The sequence below is a fragment of the Glutamicibacter nicotianae genome, assembly GCF_016907615.1.
GTDB lineage: Bacteria > Actinomycetota > Actinomycetes > Actinomycetales > Micrococcaceae > Glutamicibacter > Glutamicibacter nicotianae.
In genome coordinates this window covers 1,898,747-1,913,792 of sequence record NZ_JAFBCH010000001.1, presented here as the reverse complement: position 1 = coordinate 1,913,792, position 15,046 = coordinate 1,898,747, and the positions used below count along the sequence as shown (strand labels likewise).

General features: G+C 62.7%; 14 protein-coding genes. 5 read left to right on the top strand and 9 right to left on the bottom strand.

The genetic code is table 11. The features are described from left to right. Nucleotides 1-16: 16 nt before the first annotated feature. Together serB and JOE62_RS09165 are read left to right on the top strand one after the other, a co-directional pair. A complete protein-coding gene (gene serB / locus JOE62_RS09170) occupies nt 17-937 on the top strand; it encodes a phosphoserine phosphatase SerB (RefSeq protein ID WP_204722043.1) in 921 nt (306 codons plus the stop codon). A gap of 161 nt (nt 938-1,098) precedes the next feature. Beyond that, nucleotides 1,099-2,847, top strand: a complete 1,749-nt coding sequence (locus JOE62_RS09165) for a VanW family protein (protein ID WP_204722041.1) — start codon at nt 1,099-1,101, stop codon at nt 2,845-2,847. Nucleotides 2,848-3,004: 157 nt separating this feature from the next. Here JOE62_RS09165 and JOE62_RS09160 read toward each other — a convergent pair whose 3' ends face one another. Beyond that, nucleotides 3,005-3,754 (bottom strand): SDR family oxidoreductase, encoded by a 750-nt coding sequence (locus tag JOE62_RS09160; RefSeq protein ID WP_204722039.1) that lies wholly within the window; start codon nt 3,752-3,754, stop codon nt 3,005-3,007. 34 nt (nt 3,755-3,788) lie between these two features. Further along, nucleotides 3,789-4,547: a beta-ketoacyl-ACP reductase gene (gene fabG, locus JOE62_RS09155; RefSeq protein ID WP_204722037.1), complete on the bottom strand. Its 759-nt coding sequence runs from the start codon at nt 4,545-4,547 to the stop codon at nt 3,789-3,791. Nucleotides 4,548-4,727: 180 nt separating this feature from the next. Between fabG and JOE62_RS09150 the strand changes: the two genes are divergently transcribed. Genes JOE62_RS09150 through JOE62_RS09140 form a run of 3 tightly spaced genes read left to right on the top strand, consistent with a single transcriptional unit; the run spans nt 4,728 to nt 6,298 of the window. Then, entirely contained in the window at nt 4,728-5,144 is a 417-nt protein-coding gene (locus tag JOE62_RS09150; protein ID WP_204722035.1) for a DUF3099 domain-containing protein, read from the top strand. Beyond that, a complete protein-coding gene (locus JOE62_RS09145) occupies nt 5,144-5,389 on the top strand; it encodes an acetone carboxylase (RefSeq protein WP_128470337.1) in 246 nt (81 codons plus the stop codon). The genes JOE62_RS09150 and JOE62_RS09145 overlap by 1 nt, the downstream gene beginning before the upstream one ends. Beyond that, nucleotides 5,390-6,298 carry an SURF1 family cytochrome oxidase biogenesis protein gene (locus JOE62_RS09140; protein WP_204722033.1) on the top strand — a complete coding sequence of 303 codons (909 nt, stop codon included), beginning with the start codon at nt 5,390-5,392 and terminating at the stop codon, nt 6,296-6,298. Between the two features lie 75 nt (nt 6,299-6,373). Here JOE62_RS09140 and JOE62_RS09135 read toward each other — a convergent pair whose 3' ends face one another. The 7 genes from JOE62_RS09135 to mptB (JOE62_RS09105) all read right to left on the bottom strand — a co-directional run bounded on the left by JOE62_RS09135 (nt 6,374) and on the right by mptB (JOE62_RS09105) (nt 14,926). Continuing rightward, nucleotides 6,374-6,820, bottom strand: coding sequence for a hypothetical protein (locus JOE62_RS09135; RefSeq protein WP_204722031.1), 447 nt, complete (start codon nt 6,818-6,820; stop codon nt 6,374-6,376). A gap of 69 nt (nt 6,821-6,889) precedes the next feature. Then, on the bottom strand, nt 6,890-8,491 hold the full coding sequence (locus JOE62_RS09130; protein ID WP_204722029.1) for an ABC-F family ATP-binding cassette domain-containing protein: 1,602 nt from the start codon (nt 8,489-8,491) through the stop codon (nt 6,890-6,892). Between the two features lie 150 nt (nt 8,492-8,641). Then, the gene (locus JOE62_RS09125; protein WP_204722027.1) at nt 8,642-9,745 is read right to left on the bottom strand and encodes a GTP pyrophosphokinase; all 1,104 of its coding nucleotides are present in this window, start codon (nt 9,743-9,745) and stop codon (nt 8,642-8,644) included. A gap of 83 nt (nt 9,746-9,828) precedes the next feature. Next, nucleotides 9,829-10,599 (bottom strand): DUF2637 domain-containing protein, encoded by a 771-nt coding sequence (locus JOE62_RS09120; RefSeq protein ID WP_204722025.1) that lies wholly within the window; start codon nt 10,597-10,599, stop codon nt 9,829-9,831. Nucleotides 10,600-10,730: 131 nt separating this feature from the next. Beyond that, nucleotides 10,731-11,834 carry a VanZ family protein gene (locus JOE62_RS09115; RefSeq protein ID WP_204722023.1) on the bottom strand — a complete coding sequence of 368 codons (1,104 nt, stop codon included), beginning with the start codon at nt 11,832-11,834 and terminating at the stop codon, nt 10,731-10,733. A 57-nt stretch (nt 11,835-11,891) separates the two neighbouring features. After that, nucleotides 11,892-13,367 (bottom strand): polyprenol phosphomannose-dependent alpha 1,6 mannosyltransferase MptB, encoded by a 1,476-nt coding sequence (mptB, locus tag JOE62_RS09110; RefSeq protein WP_204722021.1) that lies wholly within the window; start codon nt 13,365-13,367, stop codon nt 11,892-11,894. 5 nt (nt 13,368-13,372) lie between these two features. Further along, the gene (mptB, locus tag JOE62_RS09105; protein ID WP_239543301.1) at nt 13,373-14,926 is read right to left on the bottom strand and encodes a polyprenol phosphomannose-dependent alpha 1,6 mannosyltransferase MptB; all 1,554 of its coding nucleotides are present in this window, start codon (nt 14,924-14,926) and stop codon (nt 13,373-13,375) included. Nucleotides 14,927-15,046: the final 120 nt, after the last annotated feature.

Sequence of the window (15,046 nt, the reverse complement as noted above, 5' to 3'; positions counted from 1 at the left end):
AATGAAAAATGATTGCATGGCTTCATCATTGGTTTTCGCATCCCGCCCATCCCTTTCACGCACCGACTTCGCCGCTGTCCTGCAGCGGGCAACGGGAGCCGGACTGATTCCGGACGCCGACGAAAGCCGGATCAAAACCATCGAAGAGCGATTGGTTGCCAAATTCCGCATCGAGCAGGCCGATCACGCTCAGCTGCAGCAGGCTGCCAAGCAATTCGTCGATGCCCTAGTCGCCGACGGGGCACTGGATTATGCGGACTTGTGCGTAGCTGCGGTTCCTGCCGGGCTTACCGAGGCGCCACAGCTCCTGCTGCTGATGGATGTCGATTCCACCTTGATCAAGCAGGAAGTCATCGAATTGCTCGCCGCCCACGCTGGTCGGGAAGAAGAAGTGGCTGCAGTGACCGAGGCCGCGATGCGCGGCGAATTGGACTTCACCCAATCCTTGATCCAGCGCGTAGCTACTTTGAAGGATTTGCCAGTTGATGTCCTCGCCGAGGTTGGCCAGCGCATTATCTTCTCCGACGGCGCCGAATCCCTGGTCAAGCGGTTCCATGCGGCCGGGCACAAGGTCGGCGTAGTTTCCGGCGGGTTCCAGCAGATTCTGGATCCGTTGGCTGCCCACCTCGGACTGGACCATGCGCTTGCCAACACCTTGGGGATTACCGGAGGAATTCTTGACGGTACCGTTCACGGCAAGATTGTCGACCGTGAAATGAAGGAAACAATGCTACGCGCTTGGGCGCAGGAGCACCAGATCCCGATGTCTGCAACGATCGCCGCCGGTGATGGCGCCAACGACCTCGCCATGGTTGCCGCCGCAGGATTGGGTGTTGCTTTCAACGCGAAGCCTGCCCTGCGCGACGAGGCGGACGTTCGTCTGGACTTCTCGCGCCTGGATGCCATCGCCGACCTGGTTCTCGATGATTTGGCTTAGGGGAATCCAACAACTGCATAACGATTATGCGCTCACCGGCTTTTGATATCTCGTTCGGTTGTTCCAGCAGTTAGTATTTCTATTGATGCGTGCAACGGCTTGAGGCATTAGCCTTAGCCGCGCGTCGAGCCCCCATCGCTTTCGAAAGAGCTACTAGACCAGTGCAGACCCCCTCCCCGGACAGTTCCTCATCTACGACTGTTCACTCCCAACAGGACAAGAAAAAGCAGAAGGGCAAGGCCAAGCCTTGGATCATTGCCGGTTCTTGCGTGGCAGCCGTAGCAGCAGCATATTTCGGCGGAGCAGCCTTTGTCAGCTCCCAGGTCCCGGCCAACGCCTCCATTGCGGGTGTGAACATCGGATCCATGAACAATGACCAGGCTCGCGCCGAGCTGGAGCGCGAGGTTCTCCCCCTGGCTCAGAAGCCAGTGGATGTCACTGTCAACGGTGAAAAGTACACACTGGATCCTGCCAAGGCCGGTCTGGAACTGAACGTTGAAGACACCGTCAATGAACTGACGTCCTACGAAGTCAACCCGGTCAAGCTCTACGAACGCCTCACCGGCGAGTTCCACGTCACCCCGACTGTCGACGTTGACGAGGATAAGCTGGCCGCGCAACTCGATGCACTGGCCAAGAAGGCCAACGCCGAGGTTGCCGAAGGAACCATCGAATTCGAGGACGGCACCTCCAAGCTGACCAAGCCCGTTGACGGCGTCGCGCTGAAGACCAAGGAAGCTGCGGACTTGATCAGCGACGACTGGGAAATTGCCGGCCCTGCGATCGCCCTGCCAGCCGATGTCATTAAGCCGCAGATTTCTGCCGACACTCTGCAGGCCTTCTACGACAAGGACGTCAAGGCGCTGCTGAAGGACGAAGTCACCCTGGCCTCGGGCAAGAAGAAAGCTACCATCTCGGTCGCATCCATTGCCGCGGCAGCAAGCTACGCGCCCAAGGACGGTGCTCCGGCGATCGCTTTGGACGACAAGAAGCTCTACAAGGCGGCAACGAAGAACTCCGATCTTTCCAGCACCGCCAAGGATGCGCAGATCGTCTTGAAGGACGGCAAGCCTTCGATCATCAAGTCCTCCAAGGGCATCTCGCTGGAGACCAAGGGCCTCGGTGCCAAGGTCTTGGCCGCGACGGCCGCCAAGAATCGTACTGCCGAAGTCGAGATGACCGAGAAGGAAGCGGACTTCACCACCGCAGATGCGAAGAAGCTTGGCATCAAGGAACCGATCGTCACCTTCTCCACCCCGTACCCTGCCTCAGACACCGTGCGCACCAAGAACCTGCGTGCCGGTTCGGCTCGCGTCAGCGGGGACATCATCAAGCCTGGCGAACGCTTCTCGCTGCTCGAAGCCCTGGGCCCGATCACCGTGGCCAACGGCTACTACAGCTCCGGGGTTGTGGAAAACGGCTTCAGTACCGAAGCCGTTGGCGGCGGACTCTCGCAGATCTCCACCCAGATGTACAACGTCGGCTTCCTGGCCGGCTACGACGACATCACCCACAAGCCGCATTCGCGCTGGTTCGAACGCTACCCTGCAGGACGCGAAGCTACCCTGTGGGAAGGCCAGATCGACATGATCTGGGAGAACAACACCCCCTACGGCGTGATGATCCAGGCATGGGTTTCGGGCGACAAGGTCAATACCCGCCTGTGGTCCACCAAGTACTGGGATGTCTCGCAGAAGAGCTCGGGGAAGTACAACCTGACCAACCCGGAAACCAAGTACAACCCGGCCGAGAAGTGCGTCTCGGAATCCGGCGGCAAGAAGGGCTTCAGCATCGATATCACCCGTTACCGGGAGACCATCGACGGCTCCAAGAAGCTGCCAGCCGAAACCAAGAGCTGGACCTACAGCCCATGGCATAAGATCGTCTGCGACGAAAAGCCGAAGGACTAGATCACCGATTATATCTAGCCGAATCGCCGGGCACCTCCATTATGAGAGGTACCCGGCGATTTTTTATTCCTGCCGTTGCGGCCCAGGCACGAAAAAGCTGGCGGCCGGAACCCCGAAACAGGATCCCGGCCGCCAGCTGATGCGGTTGCTGAGGGGCCTACTTGCCCGACTGCGTCAGGAAGTCTCCTGCGCCGCCCACCAGCTCGGTGTGGCCGGTCTCGACGTCGGCGAAGACCATCTTGGCTACCTCGGCACCGAACTCCTCAACGGAGTACAGCTTGCCGGCAGCTTCGCGGCGGGCGTCGATGGCACCTGGCTCCATGCGGTTGAGCAGGGTTGCGGTGATCGTGCCTTCGATCATGTCGCCGGAAACCACCACGAAGGTGATGTTCTTCTCGGCCAGCTCCGGGATCATTTCACGCAATGCATCTTCGCCGGCACGCTTGGACTTCGCTACAGCGTCATAGGCATCCATGGTGCTCACTTCGTTGATGAAGTGCGCCTGGTGGCTGGTCACGAAGACCACGCGGCCGCCCTCGCTGAGCTTGGGCAGCGCAGCCTGGAGCATGGCGACCTGCGCGTCGCGGTTCAGGCGCAGCGCGTAGTTCTCGCCCATGGAGGTTTCCATGCCGCCTGAAGCGTTCAGCACGACGACGTCCAGCGAACCGAAATTCTCCACGGCGGCGTCGACCAGAGCCTGCGGCCCCTCGGCGGAGGTCAGGTCTGCGCCGACGGCCACTGCCTTGCCGCCCTTTTCCTCAATGGCGGCGACAATCTTGTTGGCGCGTGGGGCCTTGGCGCGGTAGTTGACCACGACGCCAATGCCCTGCTCGGCCAGCAGCTGTGCGGTGACTGCACCGATGCCGCGGGAGGAACCGGTAACAATGGCACCTTTGAACTCACTCATGGTGATACTCCTTTAGATCTCTTGCTGAAAACTTCTAGTGGCCCATGCCCAGGCCGCCGTCAACCGGGATTACCGCTCCGGAGATGTACGCTGCTTCATCGCTGGCGATCCAGCGGACGACGTTGGCAACTTCTTCTGGCTCAGCAAAGCGGTTGGCCGGAATGCTTTCGAGGTATCCCTTCTGGGTTTCCTCTGGCAAGACTGCGGTCATTTCGGTGTTCACGAAGCCCGGAGCGACGACGTTGGCGGTGATGCCGCGCGAACCCAGTTCGCGGGTCAGCGAGCGGGCGATGCCGACCAGGCCGGACTTCGAAGCCGCGTAGTTGATCTGGCCTGGCGAGCCGTACAGGCCCACGACCGAGGAGATCAGCACGACGCGGCCGCGCTTGAGCCGGATCATGCCCTTGGATGCGCGCTTGATCACGCGGAAGGCGCCGGTGAGGTTGGTGTCGATGACCGAGGTGAAGTCGTCTTCGCTCATGCGCAGCAGCAAGGTGTCCTTGGTGACTCCTGCATTGGCGATAAGAACTTCCACTGGACCGTGCGCAGCTTCAACTTCCTTGAAAGCGGCGTCGATGGACTCGCTGTCGGTGACATCAGCCTTGACGCCGAGCAGTCCGGCCGGAACCTCTCCACTGCGGTATGTGATGGCCACCTTGTCGCCGTTGGCTTCGAATGCACGCGCAATAGCAAGTCCGATTCCGCGGTTGCCGCCGGTCACGAGGACGCTGCGGCCAGTGGTTGGTTCCGTAGTCAATGTATTTCTCCATTCATGCGCTCGAGTTCCTGGCATGGAAAATCCCTCCATTGGCCAGCCGAAAACGCACTTTGCCTAGTTAAGTAGCTACTCCGTGAACAATCCTATTAGTTACTCACCAGTTTTACCGCTTCGACGGCGCGTAGAAATTACCCTCTGGGTGCTACAAGTGAGACAATGGGAGCAGATCCCGTATTGCAAAGCGAAGTCTTTTACATGTCCTCACAGCCAATGAACCACGGTTCCGGCCAACCCGAAGTTCACCGCATTACCGAAGCGCGACAGTCGCATACCGCCGAGCGTGATACCCGTGTGCGCAAATACACGATTTCGATGACCGTGCGCCTGGTCTGCTTTGTTCTCGCCTTCTTTTTCGACGGCTGGCTTCGCTGGGTCCTGCTCATTGGCGCGGTGGTCCTGCCCTACATCGCTGTGGTGATCGCCAACGGAGGTGCGGATCTGACCAAACGTGAACCGCCAGCCGAGTTCTACAGGGCGCCCGATGCCAATCAACTCGACGCACCCAAGGACACCGCACAGCAGCAGGAGCGGGAACCAGAAGTGATTGACGGCAACTTTGCCGATGACGAGGTACCAGTGCAACACCCGACAACATCCCCCAAGGAGGACTAGTGGATCTGCTAGGTTCGCTAGGCGGCCTCCCCGCTGCCGCCGAAATCCAGTGCTCGCGAAAGGGCTGCCGGAAAGGCGCCGACTACCAGCTGCTGTGGAACAATCCGAAAATCCATACCCCGGACCGGCGCAAGATCTGGCTGGCCTGCGAAGAGCATCGCGATTGGCTCGAAAATTACCTCAAGGAACGGCTGCTTTACAAGGAAACGCTGCCAATGCAGGGCAACGAAGGAGAAGGCAAGTAGATGTATCGTTTTCTGGCGAGCACCCGCTGGGTCGGGTGGCTGGTTCTCGTCGCCGTCTTCGCCTCCGCGTGCATTGCCCTGGGCAATTGGCAGAATGACCGCCGCGATGCTGTCTTGGAAGGCATCGAGCGCGTCAACCGCAACTACTTCGCCGAGCCGGTGACCGGCAAGCAGGCTCTGGAGAACTTCCATAACCTCGACGAAGACAAGACCTGGATGACCGCCGAGCTGACCGGCGAATACGTCGCCGAGGACACCATGATCGTGCGCAACCGGATCAAGGCCGGCCGGCCCGGCTACGAGGTTCTGGTGCCGTTCAAGACCAGCGAAGGCGAAACTGTCATCGTTGACCGCGGCTACCTGCCGATCGGCAACGAGGAAAGCGGCCACCCGGATGCGGTTCCGGCACCGCCTGAGGGCAAGGTCACCGTGGACGTGCGCTTGAAGCCATCGGAAATCCGCTTGGACCGCGGCGCCCCGGAAGGCCAGTTGGCCTCCATCCAGCTCGAGGACTACGCCAAGCAGCTGGATTACGAGATCGCCCAGGGCGCCTACGGCCTGATGTATGGAGAGGACCCGGCCCCGGCCGAGGCACCCCAGCAGCTGGATCCGCCGGACATGGACGAAGGTCCGCACCTGTCCTACGAGATCCAGTGGTACATCTTCGGCGTGCTGGCCTTCGTCGGCTTCTGGTACGCGGCCCGTCAGCAGAAGAAGCTGAACGCCGAGGAGGCCGCCGAGCGGGCCGAAGCCGAGGCACTGGGCCTGGAGGAGCCGATGCACAAGGTGCGCAAGATCCGGGCGAAGCAGGAGAAGAAGTTCCGCCGCGACGGCACGCTGACCGACGAGGCCATCGAGGATGCAATGCTCGATGAGGCGGAGCATACGCCAGGCGGCACCACGAAGTAGCAGTGCGCAGCAAACGCAGACCGCGCGGCACGTGGACGTAGTCCAGGTGCCGCGCGGTTTCTCGTCCCATGGCGTTTAGCTTGGCGTGGCAGGCGGGCTCCAGCGGATCCCGCCGTCGCTGCAGTTGGGCGCCTGCTGTTCTGCCCGGTCGAGGCAGGAGGCATCAATCAGGACGCGGTCCCCCACCGGCTCGCCAAGCTCAAGCGTGTACGGCACCGTCTCGTTGCCCTGGCAGTTCTGCGCCTCGCCTTCCAGCGGTTCAACTGCAATGCCGATGGCGATCTGGCCATCGGCCAGGTCCACATGGGTGGCGGTGACATCCCCGGTCTTCCCGGAAGCGCAGGCAAGGCCCATCACGCCGAGTTCCAGGCTGGTGCTCGACGCATTCACTCCAGCCGGGTCGATCAGCGCCCATTGGGCGTTGACCTCGTCGGGCACCTGGACTGCGCAACCGGCCAGCGTACTGGCAAGCAGCGCTGCGGCGCCTGCGAGCACCGGCAATCTGCGTCTTAAAACACTCATGGCTTGGCACATCCCCTTCACGGTGGTGATCTGCCAAGCCTACGAGAGTTCTTTGGTGTTGGTAAGGATCTAAGTCAGCGAGACCAATTCCAGGTAGTCCTCGCTGAACAGGTCCTCGTCGCCATCGGGCAGGATGACCACGCGTTCAGGCTTCAGCGCCATGACCGCGCCTTCATCGTGGGACACCATGACCACGGCACCCGGGAAGGTGGACAGCGCGCCGAGCACCTCGGCGCGCGAGGCAGGGTCCAGGTTGTTGGTCGGCTCATCGAGCAGCAGCACGTTGGCGCTGGAGGCCACGATGGTGGCCAGGGCCAGACGGGTCTTCTCGCCGCCGGAAAGCACGCCGGCCGGCTTGGTGACGTCGTCGCCGACGAACAGGAAGGAGCCGAGGATGGAACGCACGTCGGCATCGTTCAGGTGCTCCGGCGCGTTGCGGCGCATGTTCTCCAGCACGCTGGCATCCGGATCCAGGGTGTCATGCTCCTGGGCGAAATAGCCGATCTTCAGGCCGTGGCCCGGAACGATCTTTCCGGTATCGGGCTCGGAGACGCCGGCGAGCATGCGCAGCAGAGTGGTCTTGCCGGCGCCGTTCAGGCCCAGGATGACCACCTTCGAACCGCGGTCGATGGCCAGCGAGACGTCGTTGAAGATTTCCAACGACCCATAGGCCTTGGACAGTCCCTCGGCCATGAGCGGAGTCTTGCCGCAGGGGGCAGGATCCGGGAAGCGCAGGGCCGCGACCTTGTCGGAGGCGCGCTCTTCCTGCAGTCCGGCGAGCATACGGTCCACGCGCTTGAGCATGGATTGCGCGGCCGAGGCACCGGAGGCGCGCGCCTTCATCCGGTTCGCCTGGGTCAAGAGGACCGAGGCCTTCTTCTCGATGTTGGCGCGCTCGCGCTTGCGGGCGCGCTCATCGGTTTCGCGCTGGACCTTGTAGCGCTTCCAGTTCATGTTGTAGACATCCACCACGCCGCGGTTCGCGTCCAGATTCAGCACCTTGTTCACGGTGGCTTCCATCAGGCCGGTGTCGTGGCTGATCATCAGCACGCCGCCGGGGTAGTTCTTGATGAAGTCGCGCAGCCACATGATCGAATCGACGTCCAGGTGGTTGGTGGGCTCATCGAGCAGCAGCGTCTCGGCATCCGAGTAGAGGATGCGGGCCAGCTCCACACGGCGGCGCTGGCCGCCGGAAAGGGTGCGCAGCGGCTGGTCCAGGATCCGGTCGGGCAGATCCAGGTTGGCGCAGATGGCCGCGGCCTCGGATTCGGCGGCGTAGCCGCCGGCGGCGATGAATTCAGCTTCCAGGCGGTCGTACTGGCGCAGCGCCTTGGCGGATACCGCAGGATCATCACTGGCCATGTCCTCGCGGTTCTGGGCCAGCTTGGTGACGACCACATCCAGGCCACGGGCGCCGAGGATGCGGTTGCGCGCCAGCTGCTCCATGTCAGGGGTCTTGGGGTCCTGCGGCAGGTAGCCGATGGATCCCTTGTGCGTGACTTCGCCAGCGGTTGGCTGGGTCTCGCCGGCGAGGACCTTGGTCATGGTGGTCTTCCCGGCACCGTTGCGTCCCACCAGTCCGATCTTGTCGCCCTTGTCGATGCGGAAGTTCACTTCGTCCATCAGCAGGCGGGCGCCGACGCGTAGCTCAAGGTTGGCTACGGAAATCATATGGTGTGGCCCTTTCACGCGGGTAATAAAGCTATGCGGCCCAGAAATTGGGCAACTTCACTAGTCTACCGGCCAACGGCTCCCCGGCTGGCCGAACGTGCACAAACTAACAGTCCCGCGGTTGAGCTGGTAGAAGTGTTCGAAGCCCGGTCAGTTCTTGGCGCCCAGCTGCGAGCGGTAGTCCATCATCTGGATCAGCCGGCGGCGCAACGAGGCTTCGCGGCGCAAGTCTCCCCCGCTGGTCTTATCGATGTGGTCCTTGCCGAAGCGCCAGAGTAGCACGTCGTCCAGCAGCCGGTCCGGGCCCGGCGAATAGCGGTGATCCAGCGCGGCACGCACGTCGGTGACAACATTCGCGTCCAGCAGCTGCGCCAGCTGCCAAGTCTGGCCGATGCCGTGGGCGCCGAGCAGCTCGGCGGCCCAGGACCAGTCGTCATCGCGCTTGCGGTCGACATGCGGCAGCAGCGTCTGCCAGATTTCGCCGATCTTCTCCCCGGTCAGCGGCTCCGATCCGGCGCCCTGCTGGTCGTGGTAGCCGTTGAGCCGGTGGTACAGCTCGTCGATGTCGGTGAAGTAGTCCTCAACCGTTTCCAGCATCGCCGCGGTGGCGGTGAAGTGGCGGTCGATCTGCGGATTCCAGGCGGCTTCGCCGGGATGCTTGAAGCGGATGTCATGTTCCATTTCGGACCAGGCATGCTGCAGCACGGTGCGGATCTGCACCTCGAAGACGAAGTTGCCGCTGGCAACCACCGGCTTGCCGAGGGCTTCCTGGAATTTGCGCACGACCGGCTCGCTGCGGGTCTTGAGCAGCAGGTGGCGCGAGGAGTAGCCGTAGGTACCGGATTCCACCGAGCCGATGTCCTTCTCGCGGTCGCTGCGGCAGTCGAAGGAGTCCCGGTGCGACTTGATCAGGCTGGCCACCTGCTGGATCTCATGGGGCAGCATCACGATGATGCGGATACCCACCATGTCGTGGATCTCGCGCAGCGGGTTGGGGAATTCGAGCACCGGGGCGGTCTCGGAGTTCTCCTGCAGGCGGCGCGAGGCCTTGGCCGCAAAGGATTGCGGCGATTTCACCCGGCCGGTGATGAACAGCGGCTGCACCTCGGAATTCGCGAAGAGCCTGCGGATCTTCGCCTTCATGGCAGACATGACGGTATTCAGCTCGCCGGTCACCGATTTGTACTGCTCAACGGCGGCCGCAATCTGCTCGGAGAACTCGTCGTGCCCCTGGCCTTGCGCCGGATCCATCATTGATGCCTCCTGGATGCTGCAGCTTCTGTGGAAATGCTGTCCTTCAGTTCGTGCTCACGCGCCAACCGGGTGCGGCTGGGTCCCTATGGACGGGACAGGCGCTTGGCCATGTCGTCGAACAATGGAGCCTTGTCCTCGCCGTTCTTCTGCGCGGCGGCCTTGGTCTCCTTGGCTGGCTGCGCATTCTGCTTGATCGGGGTGACCTTCGAGTCCGATCGGCCTGCGGCGATGCCTTCGGCACGGGCCCGGGCCAGCGCGTCCTGGTGCTCCTGCTCCAGGACGGCCAGGCGTTCTTCCTCGGCGGTCTTGGTGTCGGCCAAGGCGGCGTTGTAGCCATCGTCATAGGCCACGCCGTACTTCTCGGCGTTTTCCTTTTCCTCGTCATACTCCAGCTCGGCGCGCAGCTTCGCGGCTTCGGACTTCTTCTGGTACATGTGCACGGTCAGGTGGGTGATGGCCAGCAGCACGATTGGCGGCATGGCGGCGACCAGCGCGGACACCAGCGGCGGCACGCCGTTCTCGATGGAGTCCACGGTCAGGATTGCATGGGTGGAGTTCGCCGCGGTGGAAACAATCGCGCCGAAGAACAGCAGCGACCACGGGTAGATCATGGCCTTGCGGTTGAAGCCGTTCAGGGCCACGATGGCCACGGTGGCGGCAACGATCATGCCGTCGATGATGATTGGCCAGATCCATGCCAGGCGCGGGCTGATGCCCGAGCGTTCTGCCAGGTCGGTCAACGCCGCGAATGAGAGCACGAATGCGCCGACGGCAATGAGGACCGTCGCGCCTACTGCCGTGCCTAGGACGGCGCGGTGCGGTTCGGCCGGGACCTGTGGTTTGTTATCTTCCATGCTGCTGAGCAGACCTATCTTTTGAGAATAACGGTATGTCTTCAAACGCGAGTTGTGCTGGACCGCGCCGAAAGGCGCAGGCCACCGCGTTCCATTTTAGCTTGCACCCGGCATTGCCGGGGTGCCTTGAGTCAAAGTGCGCGGCGGTCGATGAATCCGGTTCCGCTGATTCTTCCGGCCAGCCCCCGGTGATCTGCGTCGAAGATGAAGTAGAAGGCGCTGATCGCGATATAGATCACAGCAAGCATGTTCAGCAGCGGGTAGACGCTAATCTCGTCCATGCTGGTGGATATCTGGAAAAGGAAGTTGATCCCTCCAAACCCGAGCAGGCTGCGCAGCAACGCCCTGCCTGCCGGAGCCGGCCCGCCCTGCGTGCTGGCGACCATCAGCCAGGCGCACCTCTGGCCCAGTGTGGCCCGCCCCGGGGCCAGGCTCGGCAGCCAGAAGACGAAGAAGCACACGATCAGCGGCAGCCAGAAGTTCATCCACTTTTCGCCGAAGTCCACGCCGCCCAGGCGCTGAAGCAGTTCCAGCGCGGCGCCGATGACGAACAGCGCACCGGAGGTGAAGCCCGCATCGAAGACGTTGGCCAGTGCCCGGCGGGCCCGGGTGACCGGGCGCGCCGGCGCCTGGGCCGCATCGGCTTCCACCGGGCCCGAGAGGAAGCGGAAGATCGGCAGGTAGGCGATGATCGCACCGAGCAGCGCTCCGGCGGTGTTGGTGATCAGGTCATCGACGTCGGCCACGCGGTAGGCGCAGGTGTACAGCCCCCAGATGCCGGTGTATTGGGTCAGCTCGATGGCCAGCGAGGCGGCAAAGCCCAGCAGCACGCCGGTGATGATGTTGCCGCGCAGCCAGCGCACCGCCAGGATCCCCAGCGGCATGAACAAGATGATGTTGAACAGCACCTGCCACAGCGTGAAGCTGGTTGCGAATCCGCTGAGCCCGCGCTCGACGATAACCAGCTTGAAGTCATCGAGGAACCGTCCGGGCACCAGCTGAGGGATGGCCACCCCGGGCCGGCAATACTCGTCGCGCGAGGAGGGCAACGGGAGCATGGTGTAGCTGAACAGCCCGAAGCCGTAGATCGCCGCGGTGGCTGTCGTTACGGTGCGGCGCCAGGACAGTCGTCCGTGCCGGCGGTATTGCACGGCCAGCAGGAAGATGCCGGCGGAGGCCAGGAAGAAGGCGCCGCCGAGAATCGCGATAGTCGCTGGCCAGAACATCGTTTGCATATTTCCATCTAACCGGAATAATCCGTGAGGAAGCTGAGCCGCGGACTGTGAGCTTGGCTATGCTTCCGGCCCGCGCAGCACCCGCTTGGTGGGGGCATCGGCGGTGAAGAGCACAGCGAACAGGCCCAGGACCACCACGCCGGCCAGCGACTTCATCAGCCAGGCCGAATGCCACTGCTCGATGGAGAGCTGGTCGACGAAGACCGCCACCAGGATGATGCTCGATGCATGGATCATCAGCTTTTCCGATCCCCAGGCAACCCTGTGCGAAATGGCGAACAGCGCAATCAGCCACAGGATGTACCAGGGCTGGATGATCGGAGCGAGCAGCACCACCGCGGAAAGCGCCCAGGCCGCCAGGCGCACCGGACTGGAGGCGTCCTTGGCCAGCGCCAAGCGCGCGACGATCACCAGGGACAGCAGCTGGAAGATGGCCACCACGATGGTATTGACCAGCGAAATGTCGGCACCGAACAGGCCTGCGAGGTTGCTCACCGACCAGCCAATCAGTCCGACCGGAGCATACGGGAACGCCGCGTCGCCGGCGGTGAACATGGCAGGCAGCCAGCCGAACCAGAGGTTGGTGACGGCGCCGATCAGCAGCAGCCAGGTCAGCGACATGGCCGCGACCTTGACCCAGATCTTCCAGCGTGCGCGCATCGTGCGGGTGCGGCCAAGCAGCACCAGTCCGATGAATGGCAGCACCAGCAGCACGATGGGCTTGACCGATACGGCGATGGCCAGGGCCATGGTGGCGGCCATCGTGCGGCGGTCATAGGCGTAGGCGAAGGCGCTGAAGACGCCGGCAACCATCAGCGCGTCGTTGTGGACTCCGCCGATCATGGTCAGCAGGAACAGCGGATTGCCCACGATCGCCCAGTTGGCCCAGTTGGGGCTCTGCCCCATTTTCGCTGCCAGCTTCGCGGTGTAGTGGTAGCAGCCCCAGACGCCGAGCACGGCGATGATGCGCAGCAGGCCCACGCCCACTTCGGGGATGCCGTTGGAGACGAAGTAGATGATGCGCGAGAGCACCAGGAAGAACGGCCCGTAGGGCGAGGGCGACTGCGCCCAGAGGCCGTCGGATCCCCCGTCGAACCAGCCGGGCAGCGCGGAGATGCCTTCGGCATACGGGGATTTGTCCGCGTGCAGCATGCGGCCCTGCGCCAGATAGGAGTAGACATCTCGGCTGAGGATCGGGAAGCTGAGCATCAGCGGGGTGGACCACATGGCCAGCAGGCGGCTCAGTTCTTTCCGGGTGATCTCGCCTGTGCTCTGCACCCATGGCCGGGCCAGGATCCAGGTCCGGGTCAGCCAGACGATGCCCACGGCCATCAGCACGATGCAGATGATGACCCCCGGCGCATCGGTGCGGAACTCGATGAAGAAGCCGCTGCGGGCCAGCGGGGAAAGCTGGTTGCGCGGGAACCAGCCGATTCCCCAGGAGGCAACGGTTATCAGCGCCGAGGCGATGAACCCCTGCCAGGATAAAGACCGCAGGCTTGCGCGTTGCGGTTCCAGCTTTCGCTCCTGCACTGCCACTAGGCCTTCTTGAGTTTCTTGAGCCAGTTCGTCGAGCTGAGCAGATCGGCGCAGATGTTCTTGGTCTTCAGATCGAAGAAGACCAGGTACACGGCGCAGGCAATCGAGATGCCCCAGGAAATCAGCTGGACGCGCGGAACCAGCGACTCCTGCAGGAACTGCCAGACGAAGATCTGGTCAGCGGCCTGGTAGGCGAGGAAGAAGATGGTGGTCAGGTGCAGCCACAGCATCTGCCAGTCGTCGCGCAGCCCGGTGACGGCGAAGAACGGCAGCAGCCACAGCAGGTACCACGGCTGGATCACCGGGGAGAGCACGACAATCGCGGTGAACGCGATGGCCATGCGCTGCACCAGGTGCGAATACTTGCCGCGGAACATCAGCACGAAGGCGATCACCACGCCGATCAGGCGTCCAGCGGTCTTGACCACGTCCAGCACGCCGCCTGAATCCAAGCCGAAGGAATGGAAGATATTCTGGATGCCCACGGTCGCCAGGCCCAGCGGAGCGTAGATCGAGAATCCGGCGCCGGTGTAGTTGAGCATGACCGAGAGCCAGCCGAACCAGTAGCCGTTGAGCCAGCCCACCAGGGTCATCAGCGCGAGGAACAGCATGCCGGTGTAGAACCAGTAAAGGATGCGGCGCGGCCACTTGGCGTCCGGGCCTGCCCAGAGCAGGCCGATGAACGGCAGCAGCACCAGGGTGATCGGCTTGACTCCGACCGAGGCGGCGAGCACGACCACCGCCCAGAATCCGTGGCGCTTGCAGGCCAGGTAGACAGCCCATACGGCCAGGCCGGTCATCAGCGAGTCGTTATGCGCGCTGGCCACGAAGTTGACGAGGAACAGCGGGTTGGCCACGGTCATCCAGGTGGCCTTGGCCCCGGACACCGCGTGCAGTTCTGCCAGCTTCGGCACGAAGTGCAGGCACAGCAGCACGCCGATGAACGCGATGGCCCGGAAAGCCAGGATGGCCACGTCGGTGGAGCCGCTGACAATGTTGACCACAAGCCATTCGATGCTCAGGTACAGCGGGCCATAGGGCGTGCCGTCCTGGGCCCACATCGTGTCGGTTCCCAGCTGGAACCAGTTGTTCAGCGAGGAAATGCCGTCAACGTAGGGATCCTGCCCAGCGTCGACCAAACGGCCCTGGCCGATGTAGGCGAACACGTCCCGGCTCATGATCGGCAGCGTGACGAGCATCGGGATGCTCCACAGCCAGACGGCGCGGCGGACCACCTTCAGCGAGCCTTCGCCCCAGCCCTTGAGCTTCTGTCCCAGCCGCCACCACGAGCGGAAGAGCAGCCAGCAACCCAGGGTCAGCAGGATCACGCAGGCAGTCACGCCGGCGGGTTCGGTGCGCAGCATGATGAAGAACGGGTCGCGGTTCAGCGGGGAGACGCTGGCCAGCCAGCCGGTGCCGAAGGATCCGAAGAGGATCAGGGAGGAACCGATGACGCCACTGAGAAGGGTCCTGTTCACTCCAGCGTAGGGCGGGGAGCTCACTGCGGCTGGGTTGCTGGCTGACACGTTGGCACCTCGGGCTGTAACGGACATGAGTTCGAGAGTAATTAGGCCAGCGTCGCCTGGGCTCCGCCCTTGCGAGCGTGGCACGTCAACAGCCGGAAATCTCAGACGATTTTAGCATTCACCATGCCTTCGGGCCGGTTGGGACAC

What these genes read in the sequence shown, in the direction of transcription:
- serB (WP_204722043.1), top strand. Translation starts at nt 17, where the DNA reads ATGGCTTCATCATTGGTTTTCGCATCCCGCCCATCCCTTTCACGCACC.
- JOE62_RS09115 (WP_204722023.1), bottom strand. Translation starts at nt 11,834, where the DNA reads ATGCAAACGATGTTCTGGCCAGCGACTATCGCGATTCTCGGCGGCGCC.
- JOE62_RS09140 (WP_204722033.1), top strand. Translation starts at nt 5,390, where the DNA reads ATGTATCGTTTTCTGGCGAGCACCCGCTGGGTCGGGTGGCTGGTTCTC.
- JOE62_RS09135 (WP_204722031.1), bottom strand. Translation starts at nt 6,820, where the DNA reads ATGAGTGTTTTAAGACGCAGATTGCCGGTGCTCGCAGGCGCCGCAGCG.
- JOE62_RS09160 (WP_204722039.1), bottom strand. Translation starts at nt 3,754, where the DNA reads ATGAGTGAGTTCAAAGGTGCCATTGTTACCGGTTCCTCCCGCGGCATC.
- JOE62_RS09150 (WP_204722035.1), top strand. Translation starts at nt 4,728, where the DNA reads ATGTCCTCACAGCCAATGAACCACGGTTCCGGCCAACCCGAAGTTCAC.
- JOE62_RS09130 (WP_204722029.1), bottom strand. Translation starts at nt 8,491, where the DNA reads ATGATTTCCGTAGCCAACCTTGAGCTACGCGTCGGCGCCCGCCTGCTG.
- mptB (WP_239543301.1), bottom strand. Translation starts at nt 14,926, where the DNA reads ATGTCCGTTACAGCCCGAGGTGCCAACGTGTCAGCCAGCAACCCAGCC.
- JOE62_RS09125 (WP_204722027.1), bottom strand. Translation starts at nt 9,745, where the DNA reads ATGATGGATCCGGCGCAAGGCCAGGGGCACGACGAGTTCTCCGAGCAG.
- fabG (WP_204722037.1), bottom strand. Translation starts at nt 4,547, where the DNA reads ATGCCAGGAACTCGAGCGCATGAATGGAGAAATACATTGACTACGGAA.
- JOE62_RS09120 (WP_204722025.1), bottom strand. Translation starts at nt 10,599, where the DNA reads ATGGAAGATAACAAACCACAGGTCCCGGCCGAACCGCACCGCGCCGTC.